The organism is Streptomyces sp. NBC_00203, from assembly GCF_045206325.1.
GTDB classification, from domain to species: Bacteria; Actinomycetota; Actinomycetes; order Streptomycetales; family Streptomycetaceae; genus Streptomyces; species Streptomyces lutosisoli.
Genome location: NZ_CP108126.1, coordinates 362,544 through 388,713, shown reverse-complemented (window position 1 = coordinate 388,713; position 26,170 = coordinate 362,544). Strand labels below are relative to the sequence as shown.

Sequence of the window (26,170 nt, the reverse complement as noted above, 5' to 3'; positions counted from 1 at the left end):
TGCTACGCGCCGGCGCGCGCCTTCTCGTACAGGATCGGGTCGTGGGCGCTGACGATCGTGAGGTCGGCGTCGGCGCGCCGGTACAGCTCGGCGAGACGGGAGTGGTTGTCGCGGACCTTCTTCAGGTCGTATCCGACGACGGTCTCCATGCCGCGCAGGGAGACGGGGACGGGGGAGCGGCCGTCGAGGGTGCCGTGGTGGTAGAAGGCGTCGCCGGCGTGCAGGATCCAGCGCGTGCCCGCGTCGACCGCCACGGCGGCGTGGCCGCGGGTGTGGCCGGGGAGGGCGATCAGGACAATGCCGGGAGCGATCGCGTCGAGCTCCCTCGCCGCGGCGAACCCGCGCCACTTCTCGCCGTCGGGACGGTGCTCGACGAGCTTCGGGCCGTGCGCCCACTGGGCGGAGCTGTAACGGATCCGCTCCCGCCAGGTGGGGGCGTGGACGGCTCCGCGCGCTTCGTCCGCGGTGAGGTGGACCTGGGCGTGCGGGAAGTCGGAGAGGCCGCCGATGTGGTCGGCGTCGAAGTGGGTGAGCACGATGTGGCGGACGTCGTCCCGGCGGAACCCGAGCCTCTCCACCTGGCGGGCGGCGGTCTCCTCGGGGTCGAACACCGGCCGGATGAAGCGGCGCGCCGGTCCGACCCGCCGTTTGGGGTCGGCGATGTCGTCGAGGCCGTAGCCGGAGTCGACGAGGACCAGGCCGTTCGCGGTCTCGATCAGCAGGACGTGGCAGACGAGACGGGCGCCGGGCGGATGCATGGTGCCGCAGTTGAGGTGGTGGACTTTCATGGCGGGTGTCCTTGGAGGTATGAGGGTTCCGTACGGCAACGACCGTTCGAGAACGATCTTCCCGACGGCGTGGGCGAAGCGCATGGGGCCGACGGCTGCTTGAGCGTCACCGAATGCCGTCAGACTTACGGCGTATGCTCACCTCCCCCAAGGTTGACTTACGCTATAAGTGATGTCAAGTTCGCGCCCCGGGTCAGGGCGGCCAGGGATCGGCCCGTCGACCCAGCGCGGGCAGGGCCAGGGTGACTCCCGTGCGTTCGGCCTTGCGGGTCAGAAAGGTCATGGTGGCCGTGAAATCGTCGAAGAAGGCGGGGAAGGGCCGCAGCGGCCGGTCGAGCGGGCGCGTGAAGTCGTCCCAGTGAACGGGCACGACCCGCCGGGCGCCGGTAGCCGTGACCAGCCGGTCCCAGTACTCCTCCCGGAACGCCTCGTCCTGCTTGCCCAGCGCGCCGATCCCCAGGTACACGGTCTCGGCGCGACGGCCGTCGAGGGCGCCGGGCAGGCTGTGGGCGCTGGCGTGGAGGAGCAGTTCGCGTTCGCCGTGGCGGACGTGGAGGGTGTAGCAGTCGCCGGTCCGGTAGTCCGTGGCGCGGGCCGGGGGCCTCAGGGGCCGGTCGATCCGGCCGGGGGCCAGGTCGCCCGGGCTGTGCCGGGCGGGCAGGGCGGTGAGCGTGAAGCGCCCGATCGTGAACGGCTCGCCGGTCACGGCCAGTTGGAAACGTTCGTCGGGGAAGCCATGCCCACGGGCGATGTTGCGGGTCGAGGCGGAGCCGATGAGTCGGGCGCCGGTGGCCGCGGCCACCTCGGGGGCGTCCAGGGCGTGGTCGTAGTGCGAGTGGACGACGAACACGGCGTCGAGGCGATCGATGCCGGCCCGGCGCAGGGCCGCGGTGATGCGGGCGCGGTCCGGTCGTACCCGGCCGAACCGCACGCGCAGCAGGCCGGGACGGCTGAAGAACCCGTCGGTCAGGATCGCGGTGTCACCGTCGTCGAGCAGGATCGTGGAGACGCCGAGGAACACGGTGTGCGGGGTCCCCGGCCGAAGCGGCACCGGTGGCTCGTAGAGGTGCGTCCACGGGGCGATGCTGGGCGCCCGAAGGCCCCGCAGCATGGCTGCCACACCCGGAACGCGGCGTCCGGCATCGATATCCATCCTCGTCCTCGCCTCTCCTCGTCCTTGCTCAAGTGACCATGCGGACAACGTAGATGATGAGTCGTCAGTACTCCCCGTGGCCGATGATCTGCTCGATGGCCTCCGTGAGTTCCTCGCCGGCCGCCGTCGGTGCGTCGGCGGACCGCCAGCCGACGTATCCGTCCGGGCGGATGACGACGGCCCCCTCGGAGCCGATCCCGTAACGCCGCAGGAACAGGCCGTCGGGGTCGGTCAGTCCGGGAGAGCCGACGGTGTAACCCGCCACCGGGAGCCGCAGCCGGCGGGCGGCGGTCACGGCCGCCTCCCGCCAGGCGGTGCCGTCCGGGCCGGTGAGCACGGTGAAGCCGGGGCCGAACAGGTCGAGGGTGGACAGCGCGCCGCCGGGGCCGAGGCGGACGTGCGGGGCCCGGCAGCCGGGCGTGGCGCTGGGCGCGTAGTCGGAGTAGTCGTCCTCGACCGTCGGCGGTCGGGTGCCGTCCGGGACGACCGCGGCGGAGTCGTAGACGGTGCCGAACTCGACGCCGAGGTGGTTGCCGTACCGGCGGGTCTCGCGCAGGATCGCGTCCGGATCGAGGTCCTCGCCGAAGCCGTAGGCCGCGGCGCCCATCCGGGCGACGTTGCGGAAGTTCTCGTAACTCTGGTCGGCCGTCCGGCGTGCCGGAGGCCGGCGCTCGGTGTCGTATGTGTCGAGCAACGACCAGTCGGCGAGGCCCCGCACACACAGGGCGAGCTTCCACATGGCGTTGTGCATGCCCTGCAGACCGGTGTTGACGCCGAGTCCGCCGGTGGGCGGGAACTGGTGGGCCGCGTCCCCGCACAGCACGACCCGCCCGTGCACGAGCCGTTCGGCGACCGTGACGTTCATCCGCCACACGCCCACACTCCGTACGTCCACCTCCAGGCCGGGCACCCCGACCGCGGCGCGCACCCAGTGGCGCACCCTGTCGTCCGTCCAGGTCTCGCGGTTCCACTGCTCCGGCGGCACGGAGATCTGGCACAGCCAGCGGCCGTTCGCGTCGAGGGGCTGCAGCACACCGAGCGCGTCTGGGTTGGCCACGTACAGGAGCACTCCGGTCCGCTCACCGACGTACTGCTCCACGGGGGAGTGGAAGTAGCAGTTGACGAAGTGATGGATGCCCTGTTCGCCTTCGAGGCGCACGCCGAGCGACTGCCGTACGAGGCTGTCGACGCCGTCGGCCGCGACCAGGGCCGCGCCGGACAGCGGGTACGACTCACCGGTGCTCTCGTCCGTGACCTGGACGACCGCTTCCGCGTCCAAGTCGCCCGCGCCGGAGGTGAGTTCGGTGACCCGGTGGCCGAACCGGAGCTCCACCAGGCCGGTCGCCGCGGCGGCTTCGCGCAGGATCTCCGTGATCAGGTCCTGTGACGACATCACCGGGAGCGCGGGGCTGACCTCGGGTCCCGGCCCTTCGAAGCCTCGGGAGTCGATCCGGCCGAACTCTTTGCCGACCACGGTGTCGAAGAAGCGGATGGGGCTCTTCCAGCCGTCCGGGGTGTCGATGCCGCGCAGCCGCCGGTAGACAGCCGGGCCCCAGCCCCTGGCGATCTCCATCGTGCGGGTGTTGAAGTTACGGGTCTTCGGGTGCCGCGACGGCGACGTGCGCCGCTCAAGGACGACAGTGGGCACGCCGAAGCGCGCGAGTTCCAGCGCGGCACCGAGCCCGACGGGGCCGCAGCCCACGATGATCACCGGTTGCCGCGCCGTGGACGCCGGTGGAGGCGGTGTTGTCCGAGGGGCAGTCCAAGGGGTCATAAGAGGGCTCCGTCCCAAAGCCATTGACTTATGCCGTAAGGGTGGCTGCAGTAGAGTGCTTATGCCATAAGTCTGTCAAGGGTCGGCCGGTCATGGGGCGGCGTCGTGTCGTCGAGGGAGGCGGTGGCCGTGGATCGGGTTGGGGCGGGTCAGGTCGTCGTGGGGCGCCGTCGGGGTGTCGGGCGTCGCGGGGCGGTGCGCAGGTGATCGCGAACGCGGGTGAGCACGTCCGCCATCGCGTCGACGTCCTGCTCATTCAGGGGAGCGAAGAGCTCCTGCGCGACGAGGTCGATATGGCCGGGCATCACCCGTGCCAGCACTTCCCGGCCGGCCTCGGTGATCGTCACGGTCACCGAGCGTTCGTCGTCGGGCGAGGGGGCGCGGACGATCAGGCCGTTCTGCTCCAGGCGGTCGGCCTGATAGGTCAGTCCGCTGCGGCTGTAGACCACCCCGTCGGCGAGATCCGTCATGCGCAGGCTCTGGTCGGGTGCCTCGGCGAGCTGGGCCAGGACGCGGAACTGGATGTAACTGAGGTCGCCGTCGCGGCGCAACTGCTGCTCTACCAGTTGTTGCAGCAGGGCTCCGGCCTCCATGAGGGCGAAGTAGGCCGCGATGTGTCGGGGTGTCGGCTCCATGGTCCACCGTCCTTGCTTCGAGTTCGAAGTATGCTACCGTCAAGTATGCGCTTCGAATTCGAAGCACTTTACCCAGATGCTTCGAATTCGAAGTAAATGGCCCCGTGGAAGCCCCCTGTGGAAGCCCACGCAAGCCCTCCGGATGCCGTCCGCGCAGCCGGGAAGCAGAGGAGAAGAACCATGAAGATCGTCGTGCTGGGCGCCACCGGCAACATCGGCTCACACCTGACGAAGGAGGCGCTGTCCCAGGGGCACGAGGTCGTGGCCTACGTCCGCAACCCCGACGCGGTGCGGCCGCAGGCCGGGCTGACCGTCGTGCAGGGCTCCCTCGACGACCGGTCCGCGATGGCGAAGGCCTTCGCCGGCAGCGACGCCGTGATCTCGGCCATCGGGGTCGCCCTGCGCGCGAAGAAGCCCATCGACCTGATGCAGCGCACCCTGCCGGTCATCACCGCCGCGGCACAGGACGCCGGTGTCGAGCGGTTCGTGCTGGTCTCCGCGTTCGGCGTCGGCGACACGGCGGCCAAGGCGTCGTTCCTCGGACGGCTGGTCTACCGCACCGTCGTCGCCGCGATCTTCAAGGACAAGGAGCTCTCGGAGAAGAGCCTGCCCGCAAGCGGCCTGAACTGGACGATCGTCCACCCCGTCAACCTCAAGGAGGCCCCCGCCGCACCCGCCGCCACGGTCAAGCGCCTCGAACAGGTCGCCAAGGTCCCCGGCCTGCCCACCCTCCCGTTCGCGAACGTCGCGAGCGCCCTCGTCGACATCGCCGGCGATCGCGGCCTCGCCGGGCAGCGGGTGCTGGTCACGACCGAGAAGGGGTGGCAGCCGCAGGGGCACGAGGCCTGAGCGGGACGTTCGTGGGGGCGTTACGCGCGGCCGTCGGATCTGCGGGGCCATGGCTTGCCCCCGCTGGGTTTCGCACGGACACGCTGTGAGGGTGATGGGACGATCCGCGGGTGCGCCCCAAGCTCGCATGTGGGGGGCGGGGAGAGGCGAGCCCGCCTGGGGCGGCACGGGTATGCGTGGGCTCCATCGTGCTCAGTGACGGAAGCAGCGTGGAGATGCCGCTGCTCTCCTACCGTTCCAGCGGCTTCGCCGCCCAGCAACACCAACCGTCAGGTCCGGTTGAGCTCTCTCGGCTAGTTGTGGTGTCTCGGGACTTTGGTTACACGAAGTCCTCGAAGGTGAGCTGCTGCGGGATGTCCGCGAGTGGTTCGGGCGGCTGGTCGAAGACGATCCGGTAGTCGCTCCCGGCGGTCCGGCTGATGGTCGGTCGGCCGCAGAGAGCGGCGTGCGGCCGCTCGTGGTTGTAGTAGTTCACGAACTCCGCGAGTGCGACGCGGCGTTCACGCTCGGCTGTGTAGTCGCGGACGTACGCCCACTCGTGGGAGAGCGTCCTGTTATACCTCTCCAACTTCCCGTTCGTGCGCGGCGTGTACGGCCTGGTCCGCTTGTGCTTCGTACCGGTCTCGGCGAGCGCGTCAGCCCAGGTCGTAGACCGGTAGCACGCGCCGGTGTCGGTGAGGCGGCGGCGGATCGATGTGATGCCGTGGGCGGCGAAGAAGGCAACGGCCCGGTGCCAGAAGGCGACCGCGGTGATGGCCCTCTCATCGCCCAGGGCCTTGGTGTAGGCGAGTGGTCGTCGAGCGCCGAATGCAGGTACGTGTATCCGACCTTGCCGGTGCCGGGAGCGGTGCGTTTGGAGGCGCGGGCGGACTCGGTGCCGACGCCGTGCATCCGCCGGCCGCCGCCGGTCGGGATACGTCCGAGCTTCTTGACGTCGACGTGGGCCAGGTCGCCGACCCGGTCGTGCTCGTAGCGGATGACCTCGCGCAGCTGCTCGCCGGTCGGTGGATCGAGGTCCCGGAGACGGTTGAGTCCTCGCCTCACCAGGATGCGGTGGACGGTCGCCGGCGCGAGTGTGACGCCGTGCAGCCACTGTAGGTCGGCGGTGAACCGGGCTGGCCCGTGCTTGGTCTGCCGCCGCAGCGCCTCCACCAGGTCGGCGCTGTCCTCGGGGGTGCAGGCGGGGCTGGTGACGGGGCGGGAGGAGTGGTCGAGCAGTCCGGTCTCGCCGTGCGCCCGCCAGCGGGCGTACCACTTGGCCAGGCAGCGGCGGGAGATCCCGGCATCCGCAGCGACGTGCGCGATCGGACGTCCGGCATCGATCCGCAGGCACAAGCGCAGGCGTCCTTCGGGGGTCAGCGGTGCGTTCCCGTGCCCCCTGCTGGTGGCGCTCCTGGACTCGGCGGCCGCGTTCACCGGGAGCCCTGGGATCTCAGGGCTCCCGCATGAGCGGCTGTGCGTGGCGTCAGCGTGCGAACTTTTCGATAGCCGCCGGGGTGACGGGGGTGAAAAAGTTGACGAGGTTGCCGTCGGGGTCGCGGAACAGCAGCGACCGGTTGCCCCAGGGCATCGTGGTGGGCTCGTTGACGAAGTCGGTGACGAAGCCGGTCAGGTTCTGGTGAACACGGTCCACGTCGTCGACGAGGAACTCAGTGATCACGCTGTGGTTGTCCGCCGGGCGGGCAGAGCCCGGGGCGAACAGCGGGACGGTGCGGGTGCCGGCGATCGCGAGGGTGGCGCCCGCGGTCTTGAGTTCGGCGAAGTCTTCGGTGGCCCACGTCGCCCGCGCCCCTGTGGCTCGCTCATAGAACTCGACGAGGCGCGCTACGTCGCTGGTGATGATGCGGATCGAGACGAACTCCATGGGGATCTCCTTGGCTGTGCTGGAGGCGTGCACTGCGCAGGCTAGGAGAAATAGTGGACAGAATCGGTCCTGTATTCGCGTTAGGTTGTGCACATGCCCCGACCCACTGCCCGAGTGCTGACACTCCTGGAGCTGCTGCAGTCGGGCGGCACCCGGACGGTGGCCGAACTCGCCGGCCGGCTTGGCGTCGAAGGGCGCACCGTGCGGCGGTATGTGGACCAGCTGATCGAACTCGATGTGCCCGTGGAATCGGTGCGCGGCCGCTACGGCGGGTACCGGCTCGCCCCCGGGTACCGCTTGCCTCCGCTCATGCTCAGCGACGACGAGGCGCTGGCCGTGCTGCTCGGCCTGGTCGCCGGCCGCCGGGCAGGGTTGACGACGACGGAGCGCACGGCAAACGAGACGGCATCGGCGAAGATCCGGAGGGTGCTGCCCAAGCACATCGCCCGTCGGCTCGACACACTTCTGGAGGCTCTCGCCTTCACGGAACAGCCCGGAGAGTTCGACACCCCGGACGCTGGGGTCCTGCTCACCATCGCCGATGCGGTGCGCCACCGCCGACCGGTCTCGATCCGCTACACCGACCGTGACGGGCGGGGCAGCGAACGCACGCTGCACGCGTACGGGATCGTCGCCCATTCGGGCCGGTGGTACGTCACGGGCAAGGACGCCCGGATCGGTGGGGACCGAACCTTCCGGCTCGATCGCATCGCGGACGCGCGGACCCTGCCCGGCTCATTCGAAGCGCCGGCGGGTCCCGGTCCGGCACAGCGCGTGTTGTCAGCGTTCGCCACGGCCGAGTACCGGCATGAGGTGACCTTGCGGATCCACGGGACGGTCGAGCAGATCCGCGCCCACCTTCCCGCCAGCGTCGCGAGCCTGGAGGAGCACGAGCCCGCGGCGGGCCAGGACCGGGCGACCGAGCGCTGGCTGCGCGTCGAGCTGCGGGCGGAGCGGCTCGACTGGTTGCCTCCAGTACTCGCCTCACTCGACCGGCCGTTCGTCATCGAGCGCCCCGATGAACTGCGCGACCGCGTCACCGCGCTCGCCGATCGCCTTGCGTCCTACGCCCGCCAAGCCTGACCGCGAGGATCCAATGTCATGAGATGGCACAGCTAGTGAGTTGCTTCGGTGGGACTGCAGAGGGCAAGTCCGGGCGCACCAACTGAGCAGCGCGCGCAGTTGTCGTATGGGCGTGCCAAGCCCGCCAGCAGGTACTTCGTCTGCTGTTGGTACAGGGCTCGTGTGCTGGCTGCCCTGCTTAAATGCCCGGAATGGCCCGCGACGGTGTCTGTTTGGTCCGCGAATGGTCTGGATCTTGGTCTGCTACCGGCCCGTACGAAGGTCCAGGCGACGCTTCACCCAGCCCGCCGAGGTCGTCGAGCCTCGACCCCGCCGCCCGCACCGGCACGGTCCATTCCGCGACCGTGTTCTGATGCTCACCGGCCACCCATCGCATACCGCGTGAACGCGTCCACCCCGGAGCCTTGATGTCGATGCCCATCCGGATGAGCTGGTGCACCGCTCGCGGAGTCAAGCCGTCTCCGCACACGTTTTCCCGGGGAAAGTGGGCCTTCTCCAGAAGCAGGACATCGATGCCTGCCTTGGCGAGGTGAAAGGCTGCGGCCGAGCCCGCCAGCCCCGCCCCCACCACGATCACGTCAGCATCGATCAGGAAGAGCCGGCGCGGAACATGGCCCGATGTGTGGGTCAGGAGGAGCTCTCCGGGACGCGCCGCTCGCGGTCAGCTCGCGGGGCCCCGTGGTTCTTCCTCATTGTGGATGGTCAGCTCACCGTCGGCGACGTCGATCCGGAGGCGGCTGTGTGGCTGCAGGTTGCCGTCGAGCAGCATGCGTGAGAGCCGGTTGTCGACCTCGCGCTGGATCGTACGGCGCAACGGGCGGGCGCCGTATTCGGGCTGGTAGCCGCGTTGGGCGAGCCATTCGACAGCAGCCAGGGTGACATCGACGGTGACGTCCTGGGCGCGGAGCCGGCGCCTGGAGTCGTCCAGCAGCATGTTGGTGATCTGCCGTAGCTGCTGGTCGGCGAGTTGGCGGAAGATCACGATCTCGTCGATGCGATTGAGGAACTCCGGCCGGAAGTGTTCGCGCAGGGGGCGCAGCACCCGCTCGCGGCGGGCCTGCTCGTCGGCGTCCGCGTCGCCGGCACCGAAGCCCATCGCGCCGCCGCGACCGGTGATGGCCTGTGAACCGAGGTTGCTGGTCATGACGATGACGGTGTTCTTGAAATCGATCGTGCGGCCCTGGGAGTCGGTGAGCCGCCCGTCGTCGAGCACCTGCAGCAGGATGTTGAAGACGTCGGGGTGCGCCTTCTCGATCTCGTCCAGGAGCAGCAGCGAGTAGGGGTTCCTTCGCACCGCTTCGGTGAACTGTCCGGCCTCCTCGAAGCCGACGTAGCCGGGGGGAGCGCCGACCAGGCGGCTGACGGTGTGCCGTTCCTGGTACTCGCTCATGTCGAGACGGATCATCCGGTCCTCGCTCCCGAAGAGCGCCTCCGCGAGCGCGCGGGCGAGTTCGGTCTTGCCGACGCCGGTGGGGCCGAGGAAGAGGAAGCTCCCGATCGGGCGGCTGGGGTCGGCCAGACCGGCCCGCGAACGCAGGACGGCGTCGGCGACCGCGGTCACCGCTTCGTCCTGGCCGATGACGCGCTGGTGCAGATGTTCTTCCAGGCCCAGCAGCCGGTCCCGCTCCTCCTGGGTGAGGCTGCTGACGGGAACTCCGGTCTGACGGGACACGATGTCGGCTATGTCTTCGACGGTGACCTCGGCGACATGGCTGCGGGGCTGCTGTGCGTCGTTCCCCTCGGCGATCCGCTGCTCGAGTTCGGCGAGTCGGTCGCGCAGCTCGGTTGCCCGCTCGTACTGCTCGGTGGCGACGGCCTGGTCCTTGTCCCGGGTGAGCTGCTCCACTTCGCGTTCCAGGGCGCGGACGTTGGTGCCGCGGGTGGAGGAGCGCAGCCGGACCCGTGCGCCGGCCTGGTCCATGAGGTCGATCGCTTTGTCGGGCAGGTAGCGGTCGGTGAGATAGCGGTCGGACAGCTCGACTGCGGCGAGCAGTGCCTCGTCGGTGTAGCGGACCTGGTGATGGGCTTCGTAGCGGTCCTGGAGACCCCGCAGGATCTCGACGGCGTCCGCCGGACTGGGCTCGGGGATCAGAACCGGCTGGAACCGGCGGGCGAGCGCGGCGTCCTTCTCGATGTAGCGGCGGTACTCCTCGAGCGTGCTGGCCCCCACGACATGGAGTTCGCCGCGGGCCAGGGCGGGCTTGAGCATATTGCTCGCGTCCATCGGTCCGCCCTCGGAGCCGCCGCCCGCCCCGACGACGGTGTGAAGTTCGTCAATGAAGATGATCAGCTCGTCCGAGTGGGCGCGGATTTCGTCGATGAGGCCGGTGAGTCGTTCCTCGAAGTCCCCACGGAAGCGGGTACCGGCGACGACTCCTGAGAGGTCGAGCTGGACGACACGCCGACCCAGCAGGATGTCCGGCACGTCGCCGTCCGTGATGCGCTGGGCCAGTCCCTCGACGATGGCGGTCTTGCCCACTCCGGCTTCGCCGATCATGACGGGATTGTTCTTGCTTCGGCGGGCGAGTACCTCAATGGTCTGTTCGATCTCTTCGTCGCGGCCGATGACCGGGTCGATACGGCCCTCCCCGGCCAGGTCGGTGAGGTCGCGCCCGAACTTGTCCAGGTTGGGGGTGTTCCGCTCGCCGGGGCCGGTACGCTGGCCGGCGCTTCCGGGCGCGGGCGCGAGGCCGTCCCGGGCGCCGGCGGGCGGCGAGAAGTGTGCGGCGTTGAGCATCTGGCCCGCTGCGGAGTCGCGGTTGGCGGCGAGTGCCACCAACACATGTTCCGGGCCGATGTAGGAGGCGCCGGTGGAGCGCGCGATTTCATGGGCGTCGAGCAGAGCGCGCTTGACTGCCGGGGTGACGGCGATGAACTGGCGTGGCGGCCCCTCCCCGACCTGCCGGTCGATTTCGGCGGCGAGCGCGTCGGGATCGGCGCCCGCTCGCGTGACCATGCGACGAGTCGGCTCGGTGGAGAGCGCGGCCCGCAAGAGGTGTTCCGTGTCGAGGTCGGTACTCCCGTGCTGGGCGGCATAGGACGCTGCGACGGAGACGAGTTGCCGTGCGGGACCGCTCAGCAGACGGCTGAAGTCGATGCGCCGCGGGTCGGGCGGCTCTCCACCCTGTCCGGTGCCGAGAAAGTGCGAGAGGAAGTCTCCGAGGGGGTCCGGACCGTGGTTCTCGGGACCCCGCTGGCTGTCGGTCATAGCTATCCGTCCCCGTGGCCCGGCCGGACCGGGCCACGCTCTCTCGGTGCACGTGCAGCCGTTTCGGACGCGGTCCCGCAAGTCCGGCGTTACCACAGACAGCCGCAACCCCACTTGCCCTAATTTAGGCGATATGGGCGCCGCGTGTCGGTGGACGGGAGCAAGGGGTGGCAGGAAGCGGGGGTGTGTGGCGCGCATCGATCCGCGGATCCTGGCGCGCGGGATGGCCGACGCCTGCCGGGGCGGACCCTCAGGGGTCCGGGCCGTACCGCGGTACCCACCGGTGCCGCCGGGTGCCCAGGGGTGCCACCCGGTGCCAGGGGTGGCGGAGGTCCGGGGTGCGCTTCTAATAGCTCACGCGTTCGAATGCGGCTGGCCTGTAGTCATGGCGACGGACCAGCTCCAGGGATCTCTGTTCGATAGGGCGACGACGTGTTTCTACTCCCACGGGACGCGCTCCGTAGAACCGCGCTGGGCGACGGCGCGTGGACCGACCCCCTGCCGGGCTGGCTGAGCGGCGCCGACGCCCTGTTCGAACAGCTGGCCACGGACGTTCCCTGGAAGGCCGAGCGGCGGCAGATGTGCGAGCGGGTCGTGGGCGTCCCGCGCCTGCTCGCCCTCTACCGTGCCGGCGAACCGCTGCCCCACCGCGTCCTCGACGAGGCGCGGCAGGCACTCTCCATGCACTACGCCGCCGAGCTCGGCGAACCCTTCACGACGGTCGGCTTGTGCCACTACCGCGACGGCGTACGTGCTGTCGGCAGGCGGGAGGCCCGCCCTCGCAGCGCCCGGTCGCGACCGGCCGCGTACCGGCGGCCAGTGGTGACCGGCTCTCATGTCCCTCGGGTGTGCGAGATGGCCCCCGGCTGGGGCGGGAGCCCAGATCAGGCCTGCATCAGCAGGCGTGCAGCGGCCCACCGTGCTCAGAGCCCGGTGACTTTAGTACTCGCCGACAGCTCGTAGACCAGGGTGACCGTGCGGCGGCTGCCGGGTGGGAGGGTGATGTCCCAGCGGGCGATGCCCTCGGCGTCGACCACGTCGGGCGCCGGGGAGCACGAATCCTTGCGCAGGCGTATCTCCACTGCCGAGACTTCGGAGACCGGGATCCGCTCCCGAAGGACGACCACCCGCTCGCTGTGCTCCCCGGGGGCGGAGAACCGGGACAGGTGCAGTCGGACCGTGCGGGTGACCACGGTCCGCTGGGTGATACCGGCGGAGTCGCGGGACTCCTCGGCATGCCGGATCACTCTGTAGTCGTCGCAGCTGCCGAAGGCCAGCTCGACGGGGGCGCCGGGGGCGGTGAAGTCCAGCGTGCCGCAGCCGCTGAAGCCGCTGCCGCGGACCAGGTCCACGGGCCCTGCGAGCAGCGCGTGGCCGGACAGGTTGTCGAACCGCACCACCTGGGTGACCAGGGGGGACAACTCCGGTGAGCAGGCGTACTCACTGCGCGCGGCCGTGGTGAATGCGGAGAGCGGCACTCGGTGGGCGCGGCCGTCACCAGGCACCGAGACGGGCGCGGGAGATCTCAACACCCGCGCCTCGCCGCCGTCGTCCAACCCTGGCAGGCCGAGCACCGGGGCCGGGCCGAGGGCCCCGATCTCCTCCTCGCGCAGTTCGACGTCGACCGTGCGGCGCTCCGCTGCGGATCGGTCCTTGAGCGTCAGCCGGTCCTCGCCCAGCCGTGGCGGATCGGTGGCCAGCGCCGAGCGGGCCGTCGACAGTGTCAGCCGTACGTCCGACCAGTCCTCACCGGTGCGCTGCCAGACCATCGCGTCGTTCTCCAGCGTCAGGGAGTCCCCGTCGAGCACGGCCCGGTAGGCGGGCCGCCACAGTGCACACGGGGTGAGGTGGCTCAGGCGCAGCTCGACCGGCCCGGCTACCGCGGCCTCCACGGTCAACTCGATATGGCCGACCAGCGCGGCGGGCTCCTCCTCGGAGAGATACATGGCCCGCTGGGCTTCCCCGAGTTCGACAGCGAGGGTAGCCAGCCGGGCCTCCACGGTGCGGAGTTGCTCGCCGTGTGCGTCGCGCTCGTCGTCCACCCTGTCCAGTTCGCGGGCCCAGCGGGGCCGTTCCGTCTCTCCGGAGCCGGCGCCTTCGCCGATCTCCCGCAGCAGATCGGCGGCGAGGCGGCTGAGCAGGTCACGGCGGGCATGCAGCCGGTCGCGTCGCTGCCCCAGGGCCAGCCGCTCCTCTTCGAGGGTGTGTACGCGGTGGCGCAGGGCGGAGTCGTCGTCGGTGGACGGCAGCGGTCCGCGCGGCGTCCAGCTGCGGACGATGCGCACGTCGAGCACGGTCGCGGGGTGATCGGCGGTCAGCTCGGCATGGAGGGTCCGGTCGACGGCCAGCGCACTGACCGGCCCGAGACGCAGCCGCTGGACCCCGGCCTCCAGGTCGAGCATGACGGTGCGCTCGATATGGGCGCGATCCTCGAGGCACGTGACGGCGGTGACGGGGAGAGCGATCGACTTCGGGGCCGTGGACATGGCGTGTGTCAGCTCCTGCGGTTGCCGCCGACCAGGGCCTTGCCGGTCGGGATGCGGATCTCGTAGCCGCCGTCGAGGGCGGCAGTGGCGCCTGCGGGCAGGTCCAGTCGCCAGACACGGGTGCCTGGCGCATGCCGATCGGGCTCCGTGCCTTCCTCGGGTGCCGTCCAGTCGGCCCGTTCCTCGATCCGGACGTCCGGTTCGGAGGTGACCGGCACCCGCTCGCGGACTTCCAGGGTGACGGGCCTCGCGAGCCGGTTGGCCAGCTCCACGTGGACGCGGTGGTCGAGCACGGTGGTGTTGTTGCGCAGGCCCGAGGTCGACTCGTGCAGATTCGCACGGCGGGTGACCTGGATGCCCTCGGCCGGCCCCAGGCCCACCCGGCGGACACCGCCGGGGGCAAGCGTGGGCAGTGCGGCGGTCAGCAGGAAGTCGTCGTCGACGGTGACCTCCACCGGGCCGGCCAGCAGTACCTGGTCGGTGGCGTTGGAGAGCACCAACGTCGCGTACACGGTCTGCTCCACGGACGGCACGCAGAGGTACTCGGTACGCAGGCCGACCGGGATCTCGCCGACGGTGACGGTGTGCCAGGTACCGTCTGACGGAATGTCGGCGCGGGCGGTGGCATCGAAGCGGTGGTCGAAGGAACCCGCCGACTCGCGGGGCCGCACGGCCTGTCCGGGCAGCGGCAGCGCGGCCACCGCTTCGGCGCGGCGACGGTATTCGGCCGCCACCGGGTCGAAGGGAGAGTCGGGAAACAGCCGGCCTCTGCGACCGCCCTGCTCGTCGGGGCCGCACAGAACAAGGGCGGCATAGTCGAGCTCGGCACCGCTCGGCTGCGGCGGACCGGCTACCGGTGCCGGAGGGGGTGGCGGCGCAGCCCGGCCAGGAGCCGCGGGCGCCATGGCTGCGGGGGCACCAGCGAGGGAGGGCTCGCGGCCGGTACGCGGCCTGTCGCCCGGTCGCGATCCGGCCGGCTGCGGGAGGGCGGGCATCCCGCCGCCGAAGACTTCCGGGGGTGTGCCGTCTGCGCCGCCGGGCACCGGGACTGCGGCCGGCGGACCGCCGTAGCTCTGCGGTGCCGGCGGTGGAACGGGACCGGACGCGGAGCCGGCACCGACAGCCGTGGGTGCGGCGGTCGTGGCTGGGCCGGGGCCTGCCGCGTCGTAACCGGAGAACAGGTCGACGAGCCCGGCCGGGGGCTCGCGCCAGCCAGAAGGCGCGGGGGCGGTCTGACTGCGTCCGATCCGGATCGAGTGGAGCCTCGGCAGGTCGGTGCGGCGCCGGAGATCGGCGGTGGCCAGAGCGATGCGCACGCCGGTCCAGTCCTCGCCGGTCCGCTGGGCGACCGAGGCGCGCAGCACCAGACGGCCGCTGCCGTCGCCCTGACGGTGAGTGAGACGGTAGGCCGGCACCCAGACGGCGCCAGGCACCCCGTATTCCAGCTCCAGCTCCACCTCCGCATCACCGGTGCCGTCGAGGGTCAGGACCGCACAGACCGTGGTCTCCACGTGCGCTGACGGCGCGTCGGTGGAGGCGCGGGCGAGCCTGTCGGCGGCGACGGTGAGCTCGTGCTCGACGTTGCGCAGTGCCTCCTCCAGCTCGACGAGGCGGTTGTGCAGTCCCGCCAGCCGCTCGTCGACGAAGTCGGCGAGCTCCAGCCACGCGTCGACCGGGGTGCGGCGGTGCGGGTCCTCGCGCCTGCGGGCAGGTGGGACCGGGTGGAGAGCCCTGACCTCCTCGATCAGGCTCAGCTGTCGGTCCCGGCGTCCCTGCGCCGCCGCGTACTCGTCGCTCCGCCGCTCGACCTCGCGCCGCAACTCGTCGGGCGTGCCGGTGCCGAGCGGCTCGGCCTCGACTTCCACCCGGGCCTCGGTGACTCGCACCCCGGAGGCGCCCAGGACCCGGGCCCGCAGCGAGCCCGGGTCCAGCGAGCGGGGCAGTCCCGTCACCCGCACCCGGCCGTCAGGCGACAGGCTGCCCCGGGCCAGGCGTCGGCAGACCGCGCCCTGCGCGTACACCACGACCGAATCGAGGGTCGACCCCCACCTCTGTGTTGACTCAGCCGTCATGTGCTCCGCCCCCGTCGCGTCCATGCTGAGCGAAGCCTACGCCCGGGCGGTCTGCGCGAACGCGTCGCATCAGGAGGATGGCGTCCAGAACCACACGCCCTTCGCTGAGCAGCCGTTTCACGGCCTCCTACAGGGAGCGGGTGGCATGCACTGCAGTGCTGCTGTGGACGGCTACGGCTACGGCTACGGCTGCCCGCACGCAAGCGGGCGGCCGCTCGAATGCCCAATGCTCCTTCTGAGGCGGTTATGGGCGCTGCCGGTCGCACCGACCGGGCGACTTCACATCCTGTCGCCCAGACTCTGCTTTCAGCAGGTCTGAGGCCGGTCTCTCATCCGTGAGAGGGAGGCCTTCCGTGCGTCCGGGGCTGCTGCAGCCGGGCCGCGAGCTCCCCCGGCAGGACGTCCCGGTTTGCCGGAGTGAGCTGGACGACCTCGATGTCGGCGCGCCGTTTGAGGGCGTCGGTGAACGGATCGCGGTGCGTGTGGACCGTGGCGACGACGTCGACCTCCGCGACGAACAGCGCGTCGACCGCGTGCCGGAACGCCGTGCACGCCAGTTCCATCCGCCCCAGCTCGTCGATGAGCACCAGCCGCCCTGTTGCCTCCTCGGTTGCTGCCGGCCGAAGCGTCGGCAGCGCCAGTCGTTCCAGGACGCCCAGATCGACGCCGTATTTCCCTACCCGTGGCGGACCGGGCAGGTCGACATGGGCGAGCACCTCCCGCCGGCCTGCCAGGGTCTCCAGGGCGAAGCCGACGCGGGCGCCGGATTGCCGCATCTCCTCCGTGGTGAAGCCGGTGGCCGCGTGGGTGGGCAGCAGCGCGGCCAGCCGACGCAGGGCGGTCGTCTTGCCCGCGCCAGGGCGGCCCTCGAGGAGGATCCTTGTCGGCACACTGCCATCGTCACTCCCGCTTCCAGAGGCGGCACGAGTGGGCTCGGCCAAACAGGGGTTTTGGGGCGCGGACCGGTGCCGGTGCCGCCGTTGCGGGTATGGCGGCGCGCATGAGCGGAATTCAACTCAGCAGCACCGCGTTCGACGACAAAACGGTGATCCCCCGTCGTTACAGCGGGGAGGGTGAGAACATCTCACCGCCCCTGACCTGGTCGGGGGTGCCCCACGAGGCCACGGAGCTGGTGCTCCTGTGCGAGGACCCGGACGCGCCGGGGACGACCTTCCTGCACTGGCTGGTGACCGGCATCGATCCGGGGATCAGCGGGGCGGCGGAGGGCCAGAAGCCCCAAGGGGGCCTGCCGTGGCCCAACGGCTTCGGCCACGTGGGCTGGGGAGGGCCGATGCCTCCACCGGGGCGCGGGCCGCACCGCTACTTCTTCCGCCTGTACGCCCTGTCCGAGCCGCTGCCGCTGCACGACCACCCGGGCGCCGAGGACGTGCACCGTGCCCTGAAGGGCAGGGAGCTGGCCTCCGGCACCCTGGTCGGGACCTATCAGCGCTGAGCGCGTCACCGCTGGTCGTAGCCATGGGCGCCGCACAGCCGGACGAACCGGGCCGCGGTGACCGTCCTGCGGTGCACCAAGCCGCGGGCCCGCCGCTCGTACAGCTCGACGCGCTCCTGCCCGCCCTGTCCGATCGGCTGGACGAGCCGGCCACCGGTGCGGAGCTGATCCACGAGCGGCTCAGGCACGCGCGGGAAGGCCGCGCAGACGATGACGGCGTTGTACGGGGCACGGGTCGGCATCCCGAGGGTCCCGTCGCTGAGCACGACATCGGCATTGCCGACGCCCTGCCCGGCCAGCCGCAGGCGGGCCTCGCCCTGTTTCTGTCCATGTGCCCCATCCGCCGCTCTCATCCGCCGCGCTGCCGCTCCAGCCCAGTGTCGGCATGTTCCGCGCGCGACGCGATCCGGGTCGGGCGGAAGGGGCGACCCGTGATCCGGGAGGCGCAGCGCGCCGGCGTCAGGTCGGGGTCCCCGGGTCGGCGTACCGCAGCAGGGCGCCCACGCCCTCGTACAGCCTCAGCTCGCTCTCCGGTACGACGACCAGCTCGGCACCGGTGCCGACGAGGGCCCGGACGAGGGCCTCGTCTGCTCGCTCCTCGCGCGGGGCCCGCACACCGAAGGACATCAGCTCCGCCTCGGACAGGGCGAGCTGAGTGGGCTGGGAGCCCGCCCAGAGCCGCAGCGAAGACCCTGGCGGCCGGTTCAGCAGCAGTGCCGCGACCTGGCCGCGCTGGAGGGCGGCGACGGTGGCGGCCAGCCCCTCCGTCATGGGTCCGTGCAGGGCACGCCGGCCGATGAAGATGTCCACGAGTTCCCGGTCGTGCGCGGCCATGCGGCCGCGGAAGACGCCGTCGAGCTGCGGCTCCAGCAGGGCGCGTCCGGTGTCGGTGGGGGTCCGGCCGCCCACGCGTACGACCTTGTCCCGCAGGGTGTGCGGCAGGCGGCGGATCAGTACGTTGCACGCCCACTCGTCCCCGCCCACGACGACCGCGTCGGCATGGGCGCGCCGCGCCCGTTCGTCCAGCCGGTGGCCGAGCCGGAGGGAGGTGCGGTGCCAGGTCGCCACCGCGACCCTGCGGTGCAGCCGCTCACCCGGGGTGACGGTGGACGCGGGCCAGGTGCCGGTCTCCGCCTCCAGAGTTACCCAGCCGTGGGTCTCGGCGGTCGGAAGGCCGCCGTAGTGGACGACTACGGCCAGGTAGGGGATCTCCGGAACGTGCTGGGTGACCAGGGGCATCGCGTCCGGCAGGGTGCTGTAGCGCGCGGAGTCGTGCTCGGGCGGCCTGGGCAGCTCCCCGTCCAGGACGAGCGTGCCGTGGGCGGCGAAGATGGCCTGACCGTGCACCCCCGGCACCTCTGTGTCGGCGCCGACCACCTCCTCCAGTACGTTCAGCAGCGCCCGGTCCGAGCCCTGACGGGACAGACTCTCGCGCAGCCGCCGCCAGCGCAGCGCTATCGCCCGCTCGGGATGCTCGACGTTTCGGGAGGTGTCCAGGTATACGGAGGCGAACGGGCCCGGCTCCGCGTAGAGGGGTTCAAGGAACGACAACCGCATCGCCACTCCTCGTCGATGGTCTCCCCTCCTTTGATGATGCGCGCCCATGGGCGACAGTGCCGGGACCGCCGGTGGTTTTCGTCGGCCGCCCCGGTGACACTCGCCCCGGCTACCTGTGGGTGGACGACGATCAGCCGGGGGACCTGGCCACCGCGGCCGAGCTGTCTGATCTGCGAAACCAGCAGGTCACCCGGCTGGTCGAGGTCCACGTCCGCCACCGGCGAGACTTCGGTGGCCAGCGCCTCGGAGTCGTACGGGCGTCTGGTGAGGCATTCCGACCGACGGGCGCGCAGCCCATGCCCCGCCATGTCCACCGCGAGAGCGGGCGGTCGGCAGCCGCCACCTGCGCGATGACCTCGCTCCAGCACCAGGAACCGTCCACTGGCGATGGAGTCGTCTTGATCCCCGGCGACACGAACGTCATGCTGAGCGGGTGTCCTTGGTCCGGTCGGCAGGTCTGCAGAAGTTCCGGCAGGTCGTGGAGGGTCTCGGCGGAGACGCGAACGCGTACGCCCGGAAGGCCGGGCTGCCGGACGGGGCGCTCGACACCGATGAGCTGCTCGTGGAGGACACCGCTCTTGCCGCGGTCCTGGAGATCGCCGCAGCCGACCTCGGCTGTCCTGACCTGGGCCTGCGGGTGGCCGAGGCGCAGGACTTCGGCATGCTGGGCCCGCTGGCGGTGGCGATCCAGCACTCCGCTTCGGTCGCCGACGCGCTGGAGTGCACCTCCCGCTATCTGTTCGTCCACGCGCGCGACCTCAGCGTCGCGTTGGTGGACGACCCCGACGGGACGCGCGGGGTGATCGGGCTGCGGTACTCCTTCGGCGCGGGCGTACGGCCGCTGCCACAGGCCACCGACATGACCACGCTGTTCGTCCACCGCGCCGTCATGTTCCTCGTCGGTGGCGGCTACGGCCTGCGGTCGGTCGATCTGCCTCATCAGCCCGTGGGGGCACGGACGCGGTACGAGGACGCCTTCGGCGCCCGGGTCCGCTTCGGACGGGACAGCGCGCTGCTGCGGGTTCCGTCGAGCCTGCTGTCGCGCCCGCTCGACGGGGTCGACGAGACCTTGCGCCGGCTCGCGCTGGCTTTCCTGTCCCGGCACTCTCCCGAGGCCGGGCCGGTGGTGGCCGCGAAGGTGCGCGCGGTGCTCGACCAGTCTCTGGGGACCGGTTCCACCGACCTCGTCGACGTCGCCCGGGTCCTCGCCGTGCACCCACGGACCCTGCAGCGCCAACTTGCCGCGGAGGGCGAGCCGTTCGCCTCGATCCTCGACGGGGTGCGCCGGACCCGGGCCCGCACCTACCTGACCACGACGGACATGCCACTGGCCCAGGTCAGCAACCTCGTCGGTTTCGCCGAACAGGCGGTCCTCACCCGCTGCGCCCGACGCTGGTGGGGCCGGACACCGACCGCGCTGCGCCGCGAGGCACGGGTCAGAGGCTGAGCACGACGAGGTCGTCCTCGTGCAGGCTGCCCGCCACCATGGTCCCGTCGTACTCGGCGACGCTGGTCACGAAGCCGTACGAACCGTCGTCCGCGCGCAGGTCGTGGACGAGGCGGCCGTCGAGGCCGAAGGCCATGGCCCAGGCGATGGGCGTGGCCTTGGGACGTATGGCCTCGGGCAGGTTCCACACCAAGGTCCGCAGGAAGCCCGGCAGCGGGAGCAGTCGGTCGAGCAGGGCGTTGCGGGGTGCGGCGATCGCCACCCACAGCAGCCCGTCGCTGCCCAGGCTCATGTTGTCGGGCATGCCGGCGAGGTTCTCCACGAACGGCTCGCCGCTCCCGGCCTTCGGGCCGGTGAGCCAGTAGCGACTCACCCGGTACCCGGTGGTCTCGGCGACCAGCAGGTGCGAGGCGTCCGGGGCGAGGACGAGGCCGTTGGCGAACTTCAGGTCGTCACGCAGCACGGTGACGGTGCCGTCGGGGTCACGGCGGACGAGCATTCCGGTGCAGGAGTGCTCGATGACGTCGCCGAGGTAGTGCTCCAGGTCCCAGCGTCGCGTGGACACCGTGAACCAGATGGTCCCGTCCGGACCCTCGACCACGTTGCTGGCGAAGGTGAGCGGCCGGCCCGCCACGGTGTCGACCAGCACTTCGACCGAGCCGTCGGCGGACATCCGCAGCAGCCCCCGGTCGTGGTCGCAGACCAGGACGCTGCCGTCGGCGGAGGGTTCGAGTCCCAGCGGGCGGCCTCCGGTGTCGCCCACCACCGTGCACGCACCGGTGGCCGGGTCGACGCGCACGATCCTGCCGTCGGCGAGACCGGTGAGCAGGCTGCCCTGTCCGTCGAAGATCACGTCCTCCGGGCCGTGCCCGCCGCTCGTGATCCGGCGGGCGACGGCGAGGCGGCGCGTGGTGGGTGTGCGCCCTTCGTCGGCGGGAGCCGTGGGCGGCGTCCAGCGGCGGGGCGAGAGGAGGCGACGGGTCAGGGGCACGGCGTTGGGCTCCCTGTTCGAGGTCATGGCTGCTTCCCTACCTGGGTGTCGGCGATGTCGGGGGACATCCGTCGGGCGGTGGCGATGATGCGGCGGCACCGCAGTTCGAGCAGCACGACCGCGACGCCGAAGAGGCGGAACTGTTTGTTCGTGGTCTGCCCGGTGAGGTACCGCTGATAGACCTGCTGGGCGATGACGGCGACGCGGAACAGGCCGAAGACCTGGTACCAGGCCCACTCCCGGTGGGTCACGCCGGTCCCGGTGCGCGCGCAGTAGTACGCCACGACCTCCTCCCGGGTCATCATCTCGGGCAGGTGGGTGGGCTGACGCCGGAAGGCCTGCATGTACCTCCCGTCGTCGGCCTGCACCCAGTACCCGAGGCTGTTCGCGAGGTCCATGAGCGGGTCGCCGACAGTGGCGAGTTCCCAGTCGAGCAGACCGACAGGCCGCGTAGGGTTCTCGGGGTCGAGTACGACATTGTCGAAGCGGAAGTCGTTGTGCACCAGGGTGTGCGGGCGGTCGGCCGGCTGGTGGTCGGCCAGCCACCGCATCACCCGCTCGAAGCTGCCGACGTTCCAGGTGCGTGCCGTGCGGTAGCGCTCCGACCAGCCCTCGACCTGTCGGCGTACGTACCCGTCGCCCTTGCCGAGGTCACCGAGTCCCGTGGCCGTGAGGTCGACGGCGTGCAGGTCCACGAGCAGGTCGATGACGTTGCGGCACAGGGCCGCGGTCTGCTCCCGGTCGAGTACCACCCCGCGTGGCAGGTCCTTGCGCGGGATCGGGCCGATAAGGCGCCGCATCACGTAGAACGGTGTGCCGATGACCGCCGGGTCCTCGCACAGGGCGACGGTGCGCGGCACGTGGGGCAGCAGCCGTCCGAGTTGGGTCTGGATGCGGTGCTCGCGGCCCATGTCGTGGGCGCCCTTGCGGTGCGTGCCCTTCGGGGGGCGGCGCAGGATGAGGTCGCCGTCCGGGTAACGCAGCAGATAGGTCAGGTTCGACACGCCTCCGGAGAACTGCCGCACCTCCGGGACGGCGGACAGGTCGAGGTCCGTGCTGCCCGGCGTGGCATTCTCGGCGAGCCAGGCGGCCATGGCGGCGACGTCGAAGGAGTCCTCGTCACGGACCGGGCGCGCCCCGGCGACGTCGGTACTTCCCTTGTTCGTACGGGCGTTCATGTGAGCCTCCGGACGATCCGCAGAGGCAGTACCTTCATGGCGATCCCGATGGGTACCCACGGCCACGCCGGTACGTATGCCTTGGCGCGGCGCCTCTCGATGGCCCCGACCATCGCGCGCACTCCGGTCTCGGTGTCGACCATGAACCGGGTCTTCTGTTCGACGTGGGCGTTCATCTCCGAGCGGATGTATCCCGGGTGGACGACCGAGACGTCAAGGCCCTTGATGTTCTCCGAGCGCAGGCCCTCGGCGAGGGAGGCCAGCCCGGCCTTGGTCGCCGCGTAGGTCGTCATGGACCTGCGCATGCCGCGCAGTGCGGACATGGAGGAGATGAGCACGAGGTGACCGCGGCCCTGCCGGCGGAAGATCTCCAGGGCGGCTTCGGTCTGGGCGAGCGCGCCGACGAAGTTCGTCAGTGCCGTCGCCAGGTTGGCATCGGCCCTTCCGGTTCCGAGGGGGGCGCCTTTGCCGATGCCGGCGTTGACGACCACCCGGTCGATGCTCCCGTACCGCTGCGCGAACTCGTGGAAGACCGACGCGACGGCGACGCTGTCGGTGACGTCGAGGGCGGCGGTCTCGACCCTGCGTCCGGTGGAGAGGCGGATCTCGTCGGCGAGGGCGTCGAGGCGGTCGGTACGCCGGGCGCACAGGGCCAGGTCGTAGCCGAGGGCGGCGAACTGGCGGGCCATCTCCTCGCCCAGGCCCGAACTCGCTCCGGTGATGAGGACGACGCCGTTCTTGCTGATCGGACTGTTCATACGGGTCATACGGGTGCCTTCTCGCGCAGTTCGGCCTGCCGGATCTTCGCTCCGGAGGCGAGCATCCGACGGTCGTACAGGGGCCGTGCCAGGCGCTTCGTCCAGTAGGCGAGCCGCGCCGACCGGTCGGGCAGGACCAGGAAGCGGCGGGCGTCGACGCCTTTCAGAACTCGCGCGGCGATCTCTTCGGCTCCGAGCGGCGCGCGGGAGATCAGTTTGGCGGCGACCTCGTCCATCAACGGGTCCTCGCCTCCCAGGGAGGCGGCCAGGTTCGTACGGAAGAACGACGGGCACACTACGGTGACATCGACGCCCCACGGGCCGAGTTCGTGGCGCAGGCTCTCCGAGAGAGCGACGACGGCCGCCTTGCTCGCGTCGTAGGAACTCATCGCCGCCGGGTGGACCAGCCCCGCCAGGGAGGCCACGTTGACCACGTGGCCGTGTCCCTGGGTCTTGAGCAGCGGGGCGAAGGTCCGGCAGCCGTTCACGGCGCCGAGCACGTTGACGTCGAGGACCCGCCGCCAGTGCGCGTCGTCGAGGCGGTCCACGCGCCCGCCGGCGGCGATGCCGGCGTTGTTGACCAGCACGTCGAGCCCGCCGAGGTCGAGGCGGACGCGTTCCAGAGCGCCGGCCCACTCCGACGGCGAGGTGATGTCGAGTCGCTGGTACAGCGCGCCCGTTGGTACCTCGGCCTCGGCCGCCAGGTCGGTGACGAGGACGCGGTCTCCGCGCTGGGCGTAGCGGGAGGCGAGCGCGGCGCCGAGGCCGGAGGCGCCACCGGTGATCAGCACCCGGCGGCCGCCGGGCCCGCGGCTCATCGGGACGCCCCGTGCCTGCCGAGCTCGATACGGGCGACGACGCCCTTGTGCACCTCGTCGGGCCCGTCGGCCAGGCGGACGGCCCGTGCCGCGGTCCAGGCACCGGCCAGCGGGAAGTCGCTGGACAGGCCGGCACCGCCGTGGATCTGCATCGCGAAGTCGATGACCTGCTGGGCGACTTGGGGCGCCGCGACCTTGATGGCGCTGACCTCGCTGAGCGCGCCCGCGGCGCCGACGGTGTCGAGCTTCCAGGCCGCGTCGAGGATGAGCAGACGCGCGGAGTCGATCGCGATGCGCGCCTCGGCGATGCGCTCCCGGTTGCCACCGAGGTCGGCCAGCGGCTTCCCGAACGCGGTGCGGGCCAGGCCGCGCTCGCAGGCCAGCTGCAGAGCCCGTTCCGCCAGGCCGATCATGCGCATCGCGTGGTGCACCCGGCCGGGGCCGAGGCGGCCCTGGGCGATCTCGAAGGCCCGTCCCGGGCCGGCGACGATGTTCGACACGGGGACGCGGACGTCGGTGAAGGAGACCTCGCCGTGGCCGAAGGGCTCGTCGAGGAATCCCATGGTGTCCAGCATCCGCTCGACCTTCACCCCGGGAGTGTCCCGGGGGACCAGGACCATCGAGTGCCGGGCGTACTTGGGTGCGTCCGGATCGGTGAGCCCCATGACGAGGAGGACCTCGCAGTCCGGGTGCCCGATGCCGGTGGTCCACCACTTGCGGCCGTTCAGGACGACGGCGTCGCCCTCGACCACGGCCCTGAGCTGCATGTTGGTCGCGTCCGAGGACGCCACGCCCGGCTCGGTCATGGCGAACGCCGAACGGATCCGCCCCTCCAGCAGCGGGTCGAGCCAGCGGTCCTTCTGTTCCTGGGACCCGTAGCGCAACAGCACTTCGGCGTTTCCGGTGTCCGGCGCGTTGCAGTTGAAAACATAAGGAGCCAGGAACGACCACCCGGTCGCCTCGGCGACAGGGGCGTAGTCCACGTTCGACAGCCCCGTGCCGCCGCGCGTACCGAACCGCTCCGCGTACGGCCCCTCGTGCCCCGCGGGCAGGAACAGGTTCCACAGCCCCTGTTCCCGTGCTGTGCGCCGCAGCTCGTGCATCTCCCGAGGCACCTGCCACAGCTCCACTTCGCCGCCGGCGCGGCGCGCCTCGGCCTGGCGCAGCTGCAATGCGTGCTCGACGGGGGCGATCTCGTCGCGGATGAACGACCGCACAGCTTTGGTGAGTTCGGCGGCGCGCGGAGAAGGGCTGAAGTCCATGGCCATCACGCTAGGGGGCGGGCGGCCGACCTTCTTGACTCAGCACGACACATTTTTGATCAGAGACGACACGGCCTGGTCGGTCGTGGCCCGACAGGCCGCCCGGCGAGGCTGTCCAGCAGGGCTTGGTCGGCACCGAGGGGGAACTCGCGCTCGACATGTGATGGTGTCCCACCACGTGGTGTAGCAGCGATCTCTGCGTAGCCCCTGGTCATGGGTCGGGCCATCGCTCAACTCTCCGAGTAGAGAGGCTCGTTGAGGTGAGAGGTGACGCGATGGCCTTGTCCCAGCAGGACTTGCTCCGCCTGATGGAGTCACTGCGTACGGCGGACGGAATCGAGTTGATGAGGGTCTTGGCCCAGCGGATGCTGCAGGAACTCATCGAGGCCGAGGCCACCTCCCACATCGGCGCCGTGCCCGGCGAGCACACCGAGACCCGCACGACGATGCGTGCCCGCGAACGATCACGTCCTGCTCTCCTTCGACGGCCGGGTGCTGGAGGAGTTCGGCTACGTCGACGACGCCCGCTACCGCATCTGGGAGCGGCCTCGTCTGGAGGTCCGCCCCGGCCGGAGCCGCAGAGTGGCGATCATCCTCTGATGCCACACCGCCACCGAGAGGGAACAGAACCGGCGGCTCGACGCCGCCGGAGCCCCGGCGACCGCGGAGATCGCCGACCTGACCGACTTCGACTGGGACGGAGAGACTCCCGGCCCGGAGGTCGAACTGCGGTCAGCGGGTCGGGGTTCCGGACGTTCGACACGACGTGGAAGCGCACGAGCCACCCCGCCCTC

At 70.9% G+C, this 26,170-nt stretch carries 21 protein-coding genes and 3 pseudogenes; 6 read left to right on the top strand and 18 right to left on the bottom strand.

Going from position 1 to position 26,170, the window contains the following annotated elements; all coding sequences use genetic code 11:
* Positions 1-2: 2 nt before the first annotated feature.
* From OG975_RS01920 to OG975_RS01905, 4 genes are all read right to left on the bottom strand, one after another.
* Positions 3-788 (bottom strand): MBL fold metallo-hydrolase, encoded by a 786-nt coding sequence (locus OG975_RS01920; protein WP_406326888.1) that lies wholly within the window; start codon positions 786-788, stop codon positions 3-5.
* A gap of 193 nt (positions 789-981) precedes the next feature.
* The gene (locus OG975_RS01915) at positions 982-1,941 is read right to left on the bottom strand and encodes an MBL fold metallo-hydrolase (RefSeq protein WP_406326887.1); all 960 of its coding nucleotides are present in this window, start codon (positions 1,939-1,941) and stop codon (positions 982-984) included.
* Between the two features lie 64 nt (positions 1,942-2,005).
* Complete coding sequence (locus OG975_RS01910) at positions 2,006-3,715, bottom strand: FAD-dependent monooxygenase (protein WP_406326886.1); 1,710 nt, start codon at positions 3,713-3,715, stop codon at positions 2,006-2,008.
* Positions 3,716-3,864: 149 nt separating this feature from the next.
* Positions 3,865-4,350 (bottom strand): MarR family winged helix-turn-helix transcriptional regulator, encoded by a 486-nt coding sequence (locus tag OG975_RS01905; RefSeq protein WP_406326885.1) that lies wholly within the window; start codon positions 4,348-4,350, stop codon positions 3,865-3,867.
* A 180-nt stretch (positions 4,351-4,530) separates the two neighbouring features.
* Here OG975_RS01905 and OG975_RS01900 point away from each other — a divergent pair, with 180 nt between their 5' ends.
* A complete protein-coding gene (locus OG975_RS01900; protein ID WP_406326883.1) occupies positions 4,531-5,199 on the top strand; it encodes an NAD(P)-dependent oxidoreductase in 669 nt (222 codons plus the stop codon).
* A 319-nt stretch (positions 5,200-5,518) separates the two neighbouring features.
* Here the strand turns inward: OG975_RS01900 and OG975_RS01895 are convergent.
* A pseudogene (locus OG975_RS01895) lies at positions 5,519-6,615 on the bottom strand (IS481 family transposase).
* 49 nt (positions 6,616-6,664) lie between these two features.
* The gene (locus OG975_RS01890) at positions 6,665-7,063 is read right to left on the bottom strand and encodes a VOC family protein (RefSeq protein WP_406326882.1); all 399 of its coding nucleotides are present in this window, start codon (positions 7,061-7,063) and stop codon (positions 6,665-6,667) included.
* A gap of 93 nt (positions 7,064-7,156) precedes the next feature.
* On the opposite strand from OG975_RS01890, the gene OG975_RS01885 reads away from it, so the two are divergent.
* Entirely contained in the window at positions 7,157-8,146 is a 990-nt protein-coding gene (locus OG975_RS01885; RefSeq protein ID WP_406326881.1) for a helix-turn-helix transcriptional regulator, read from the top strand.
* A gap of 349 nt (positions 8,147-8,495) precedes the next feature.
* Here OG975_RS01885 and OG975_RS01880 read toward each other — a convergent pair.
* A pseudogene (locus OG975_RS01880) lies at positions 8,496-8,777 on the bottom strand (NAD(P)/FAD-dependent oxidoreductase); the annotation flags it as partial.
* A gap of 30 nt (positions 8,778-8,807) precedes the next feature.
* The gene (locus tag OG975_RS01875) at positions 8,808-11,354 is read right to left on the bottom strand and encodes an ATP-dependent Clp protease ATP-binding subunit (RefSeq protein ID WP_406326879.1); all 2,547 of its coding nucleotides are present in this window, start codon (positions 11,352-11,354) and stop codon (positions 8,808-8,810) included.
* Between the two features lie 385 nt (positions 11,355-11,739).
* Between OG975_RS01875 and OG975_RS01870 the strand changes: the two are divergent.
* Positions 11,740-12,101 (top strand): annotated as a pseudogene (locus OG975_RS01870) (alpha-ketoglutarate-dependent dioxygenase AlkB); the annotation flags it as partial.
* Between the two features lie 176 nt (positions 12,102-12,277).
* On the opposite strand, the gene OG975_RS01865 reads toward OG975_RS01870, so the two are convergent.
* The 3 genes from OG975_RS01865 to OG975_RS01855 form a co-directional block, all read right to left on the bottom strand.
* Complete coding sequence (locus tag OG975_RS01865) at positions 12,278-13,840, bottom strand: mucoidy inhibitor MuiA family protein (protein WP_406326878.1); 1,563 nt, start codon at positions 13,838-13,840, stop codon at positions 12,278-12,280.
* A gap of 8 nt (positions 13,841-13,848) precedes the next feature.
* Complete coding sequence (locus OG975_RS01860; RefSeq protein ID WP_406326877.1) at positions 13,849-15,912, bottom strand: DUF4139 domain-containing protein; 2,064 nt, start codon at positions 15,910-15,912, stop codon at positions 13,849-13,851.
* Positions 15,913-16,241: 329 nt separating this feature from the next.
* Positions 16,242-16,802 carry a nucleoside-triphosphatase gene (locus OG975_RS01855; protein ID WP_406326875.1) on the bottom strand — a complete coding sequence of 187 codons (561 nt, stop codon included), beginning with the start codon at positions 16,800-16,802 and terminating at the stop codon, positions 16,242-16,244.
* 110 nt (positions 16,803-16,912) lie between these two features.
* On the opposite strand from OG975_RS01855, the gene OG975_RS01850 reads away from it, so the two are divergent.
* Positions 16,913-17,365, top strand: a complete 453-nt coding sequence (locus OG975_RS01850) for a YbhB/YbcL family Raf kinase inhibitor-like protein (protein WP_406326874.1) — start codon at positions 16,913-16,915, stop codon at positions 17,363-17,365.
* A 5-nt stretch (positions 17,366-17,370) separates the two neighbouring features.
* On the opposite strand, the gene OG975_RS01845 is transcribed toward OG975_RS01850, so the two are convergent.
* Both OG975_RS01845 and OG975_RS01840 read right to left on the bottom strand, forming a co-directional pair.
* The gene (locus OG975_RS01845; RefSeq protein WP_406326872.1) at positions 17,371-17,718 is read right to left on the bottom strand and encodes a protein-L-isoaspartate O-methyltransferase family protein; all 348 of its coding nucleotides are present in this window, start codon (positions 17,716-17,718) and stop codon (positions 17,371-17,373) included.
* 106 nt (positions 17,719-17,824) lie between these two features.
* On the bottom strand, positions 17,825-18,922 hold the full coding sequence (locus OG975_RS01840) for a hypothetical protein (RefSeq protein WP_406326871.1): 1,098 nt from the start codon (positions 18,920-18,922) through the stop codon (positions 17,825-17,827).
* A gap of 433 nt (positions 18,923-19,355) precedes the next feature.
* Between OG975_RS01840 and OG975_RS01835 the strand changes: the two genes are divergently transcribed.
* The gene (locus OG975_RS01835) at positions 19,356-20,369 is read left to right on the top strand and encodes an AraC family transcriptional regulator (RefSeq protein ID WP_406326870.1); all 1,014 of its coding nucleotides are present in this window, start codon (positions 19,356-19,358) and stop codon (positions 20,367-20,369) included.
* On the opposite strand, the gene OG975_RS01830 is transcribed toward OG975_RS01835, so the two are convergent.
* The 5 genes from OG975_RS01830 to OG975_RS01810 are packed head-to-tail and all read right to left on the bottom strand — an operon-like array spanning position 20,359 to position 25,376.
* On the bottom strand, positions 20,359-21,387 hold the full coding sequence (locus OG975_RS01830) for an SMP-30/gluconolactonase/LRE family protein (RefSeq protein ID WP_406326869.1): 1,029 nt from the start codon (positions 21,385-21,387) through the stop codon (positions 20,359-20,361). The two genes, OG975_RS01835 and OG975_RS01830, sit on opposite strands and share 11 nt — an antisense overlap.
* Positions 21,384-22,538, bottom strand: a complete 1,155-nt coding sequence (locus tag OG975_RS01825) for a phosphotransferase family protein (protein ID WP_406326868.1) — start codon at positions 22,536-22,538, stop codon at positions 21,384-21,386. The genes OG975_RS01830 and OG975_RS01825 overlap by 4 nt, the downstream gene beginning before the upstream one ends.
* Positions 22,535-23,305, bottom strand: a complete 771-nt coding sequence (locus tag OG975_RS01820; protein ID WP_406326866.1) for an SDR family oxidoreductase — start codon at positions 23,303-23,305, stop codon at positions 22,535-22,537. Before OG975_RS01820 ends, OG975_RS01825 begins: the two co-directional genes overlap by 4 nt.
* Positions 23,302-24,114: an SDR family NAD(P)-dependent oxidoreductase gene (locus OG975_RS01815; RefSeq protein ID WP_406326864.1), complete on the bottom strand. Its 813-nt coding sequence runs from the start codon at positions 24,112-24,114 to the stop codon at positions 23,302-23,304. The genes OG975_RS01820 and OG975_RS01815 overlap by 4 nt, the downstream gene beginning before the upstream one ends.
* Complete coding sequence (locus tag OG975_RS01810; protein ID WP_406326863.1) at positions 24,111-25,376, bottom strand: acyl-CoA dehydrogenase family protein; 1,266 nt, start codon at positions 25,374-25,376, stop codon at positions 24,111-24,113. Before OG975_RS01810 ends, OG975_RS01815 begins: the two co-directional genes overlap by 4 nt.
* 450 nt (positions 25,377-25,826) lie before the next feature.
* Between OG975_RS01810 and OG975_RS01805 the strand changes: the two genes are divergently transcribed.
* Entirely contained in the window at positions 25,827-25,976 is a 150-nt protein-coding gene (locus OG975_RS01805; RefSeq protein WP_406326862.1) for a hypothetical protein, read from the top strand.
* The last annotated feature ends 194 nt before the right edge of the window (positions 25,977-26,170 follow it).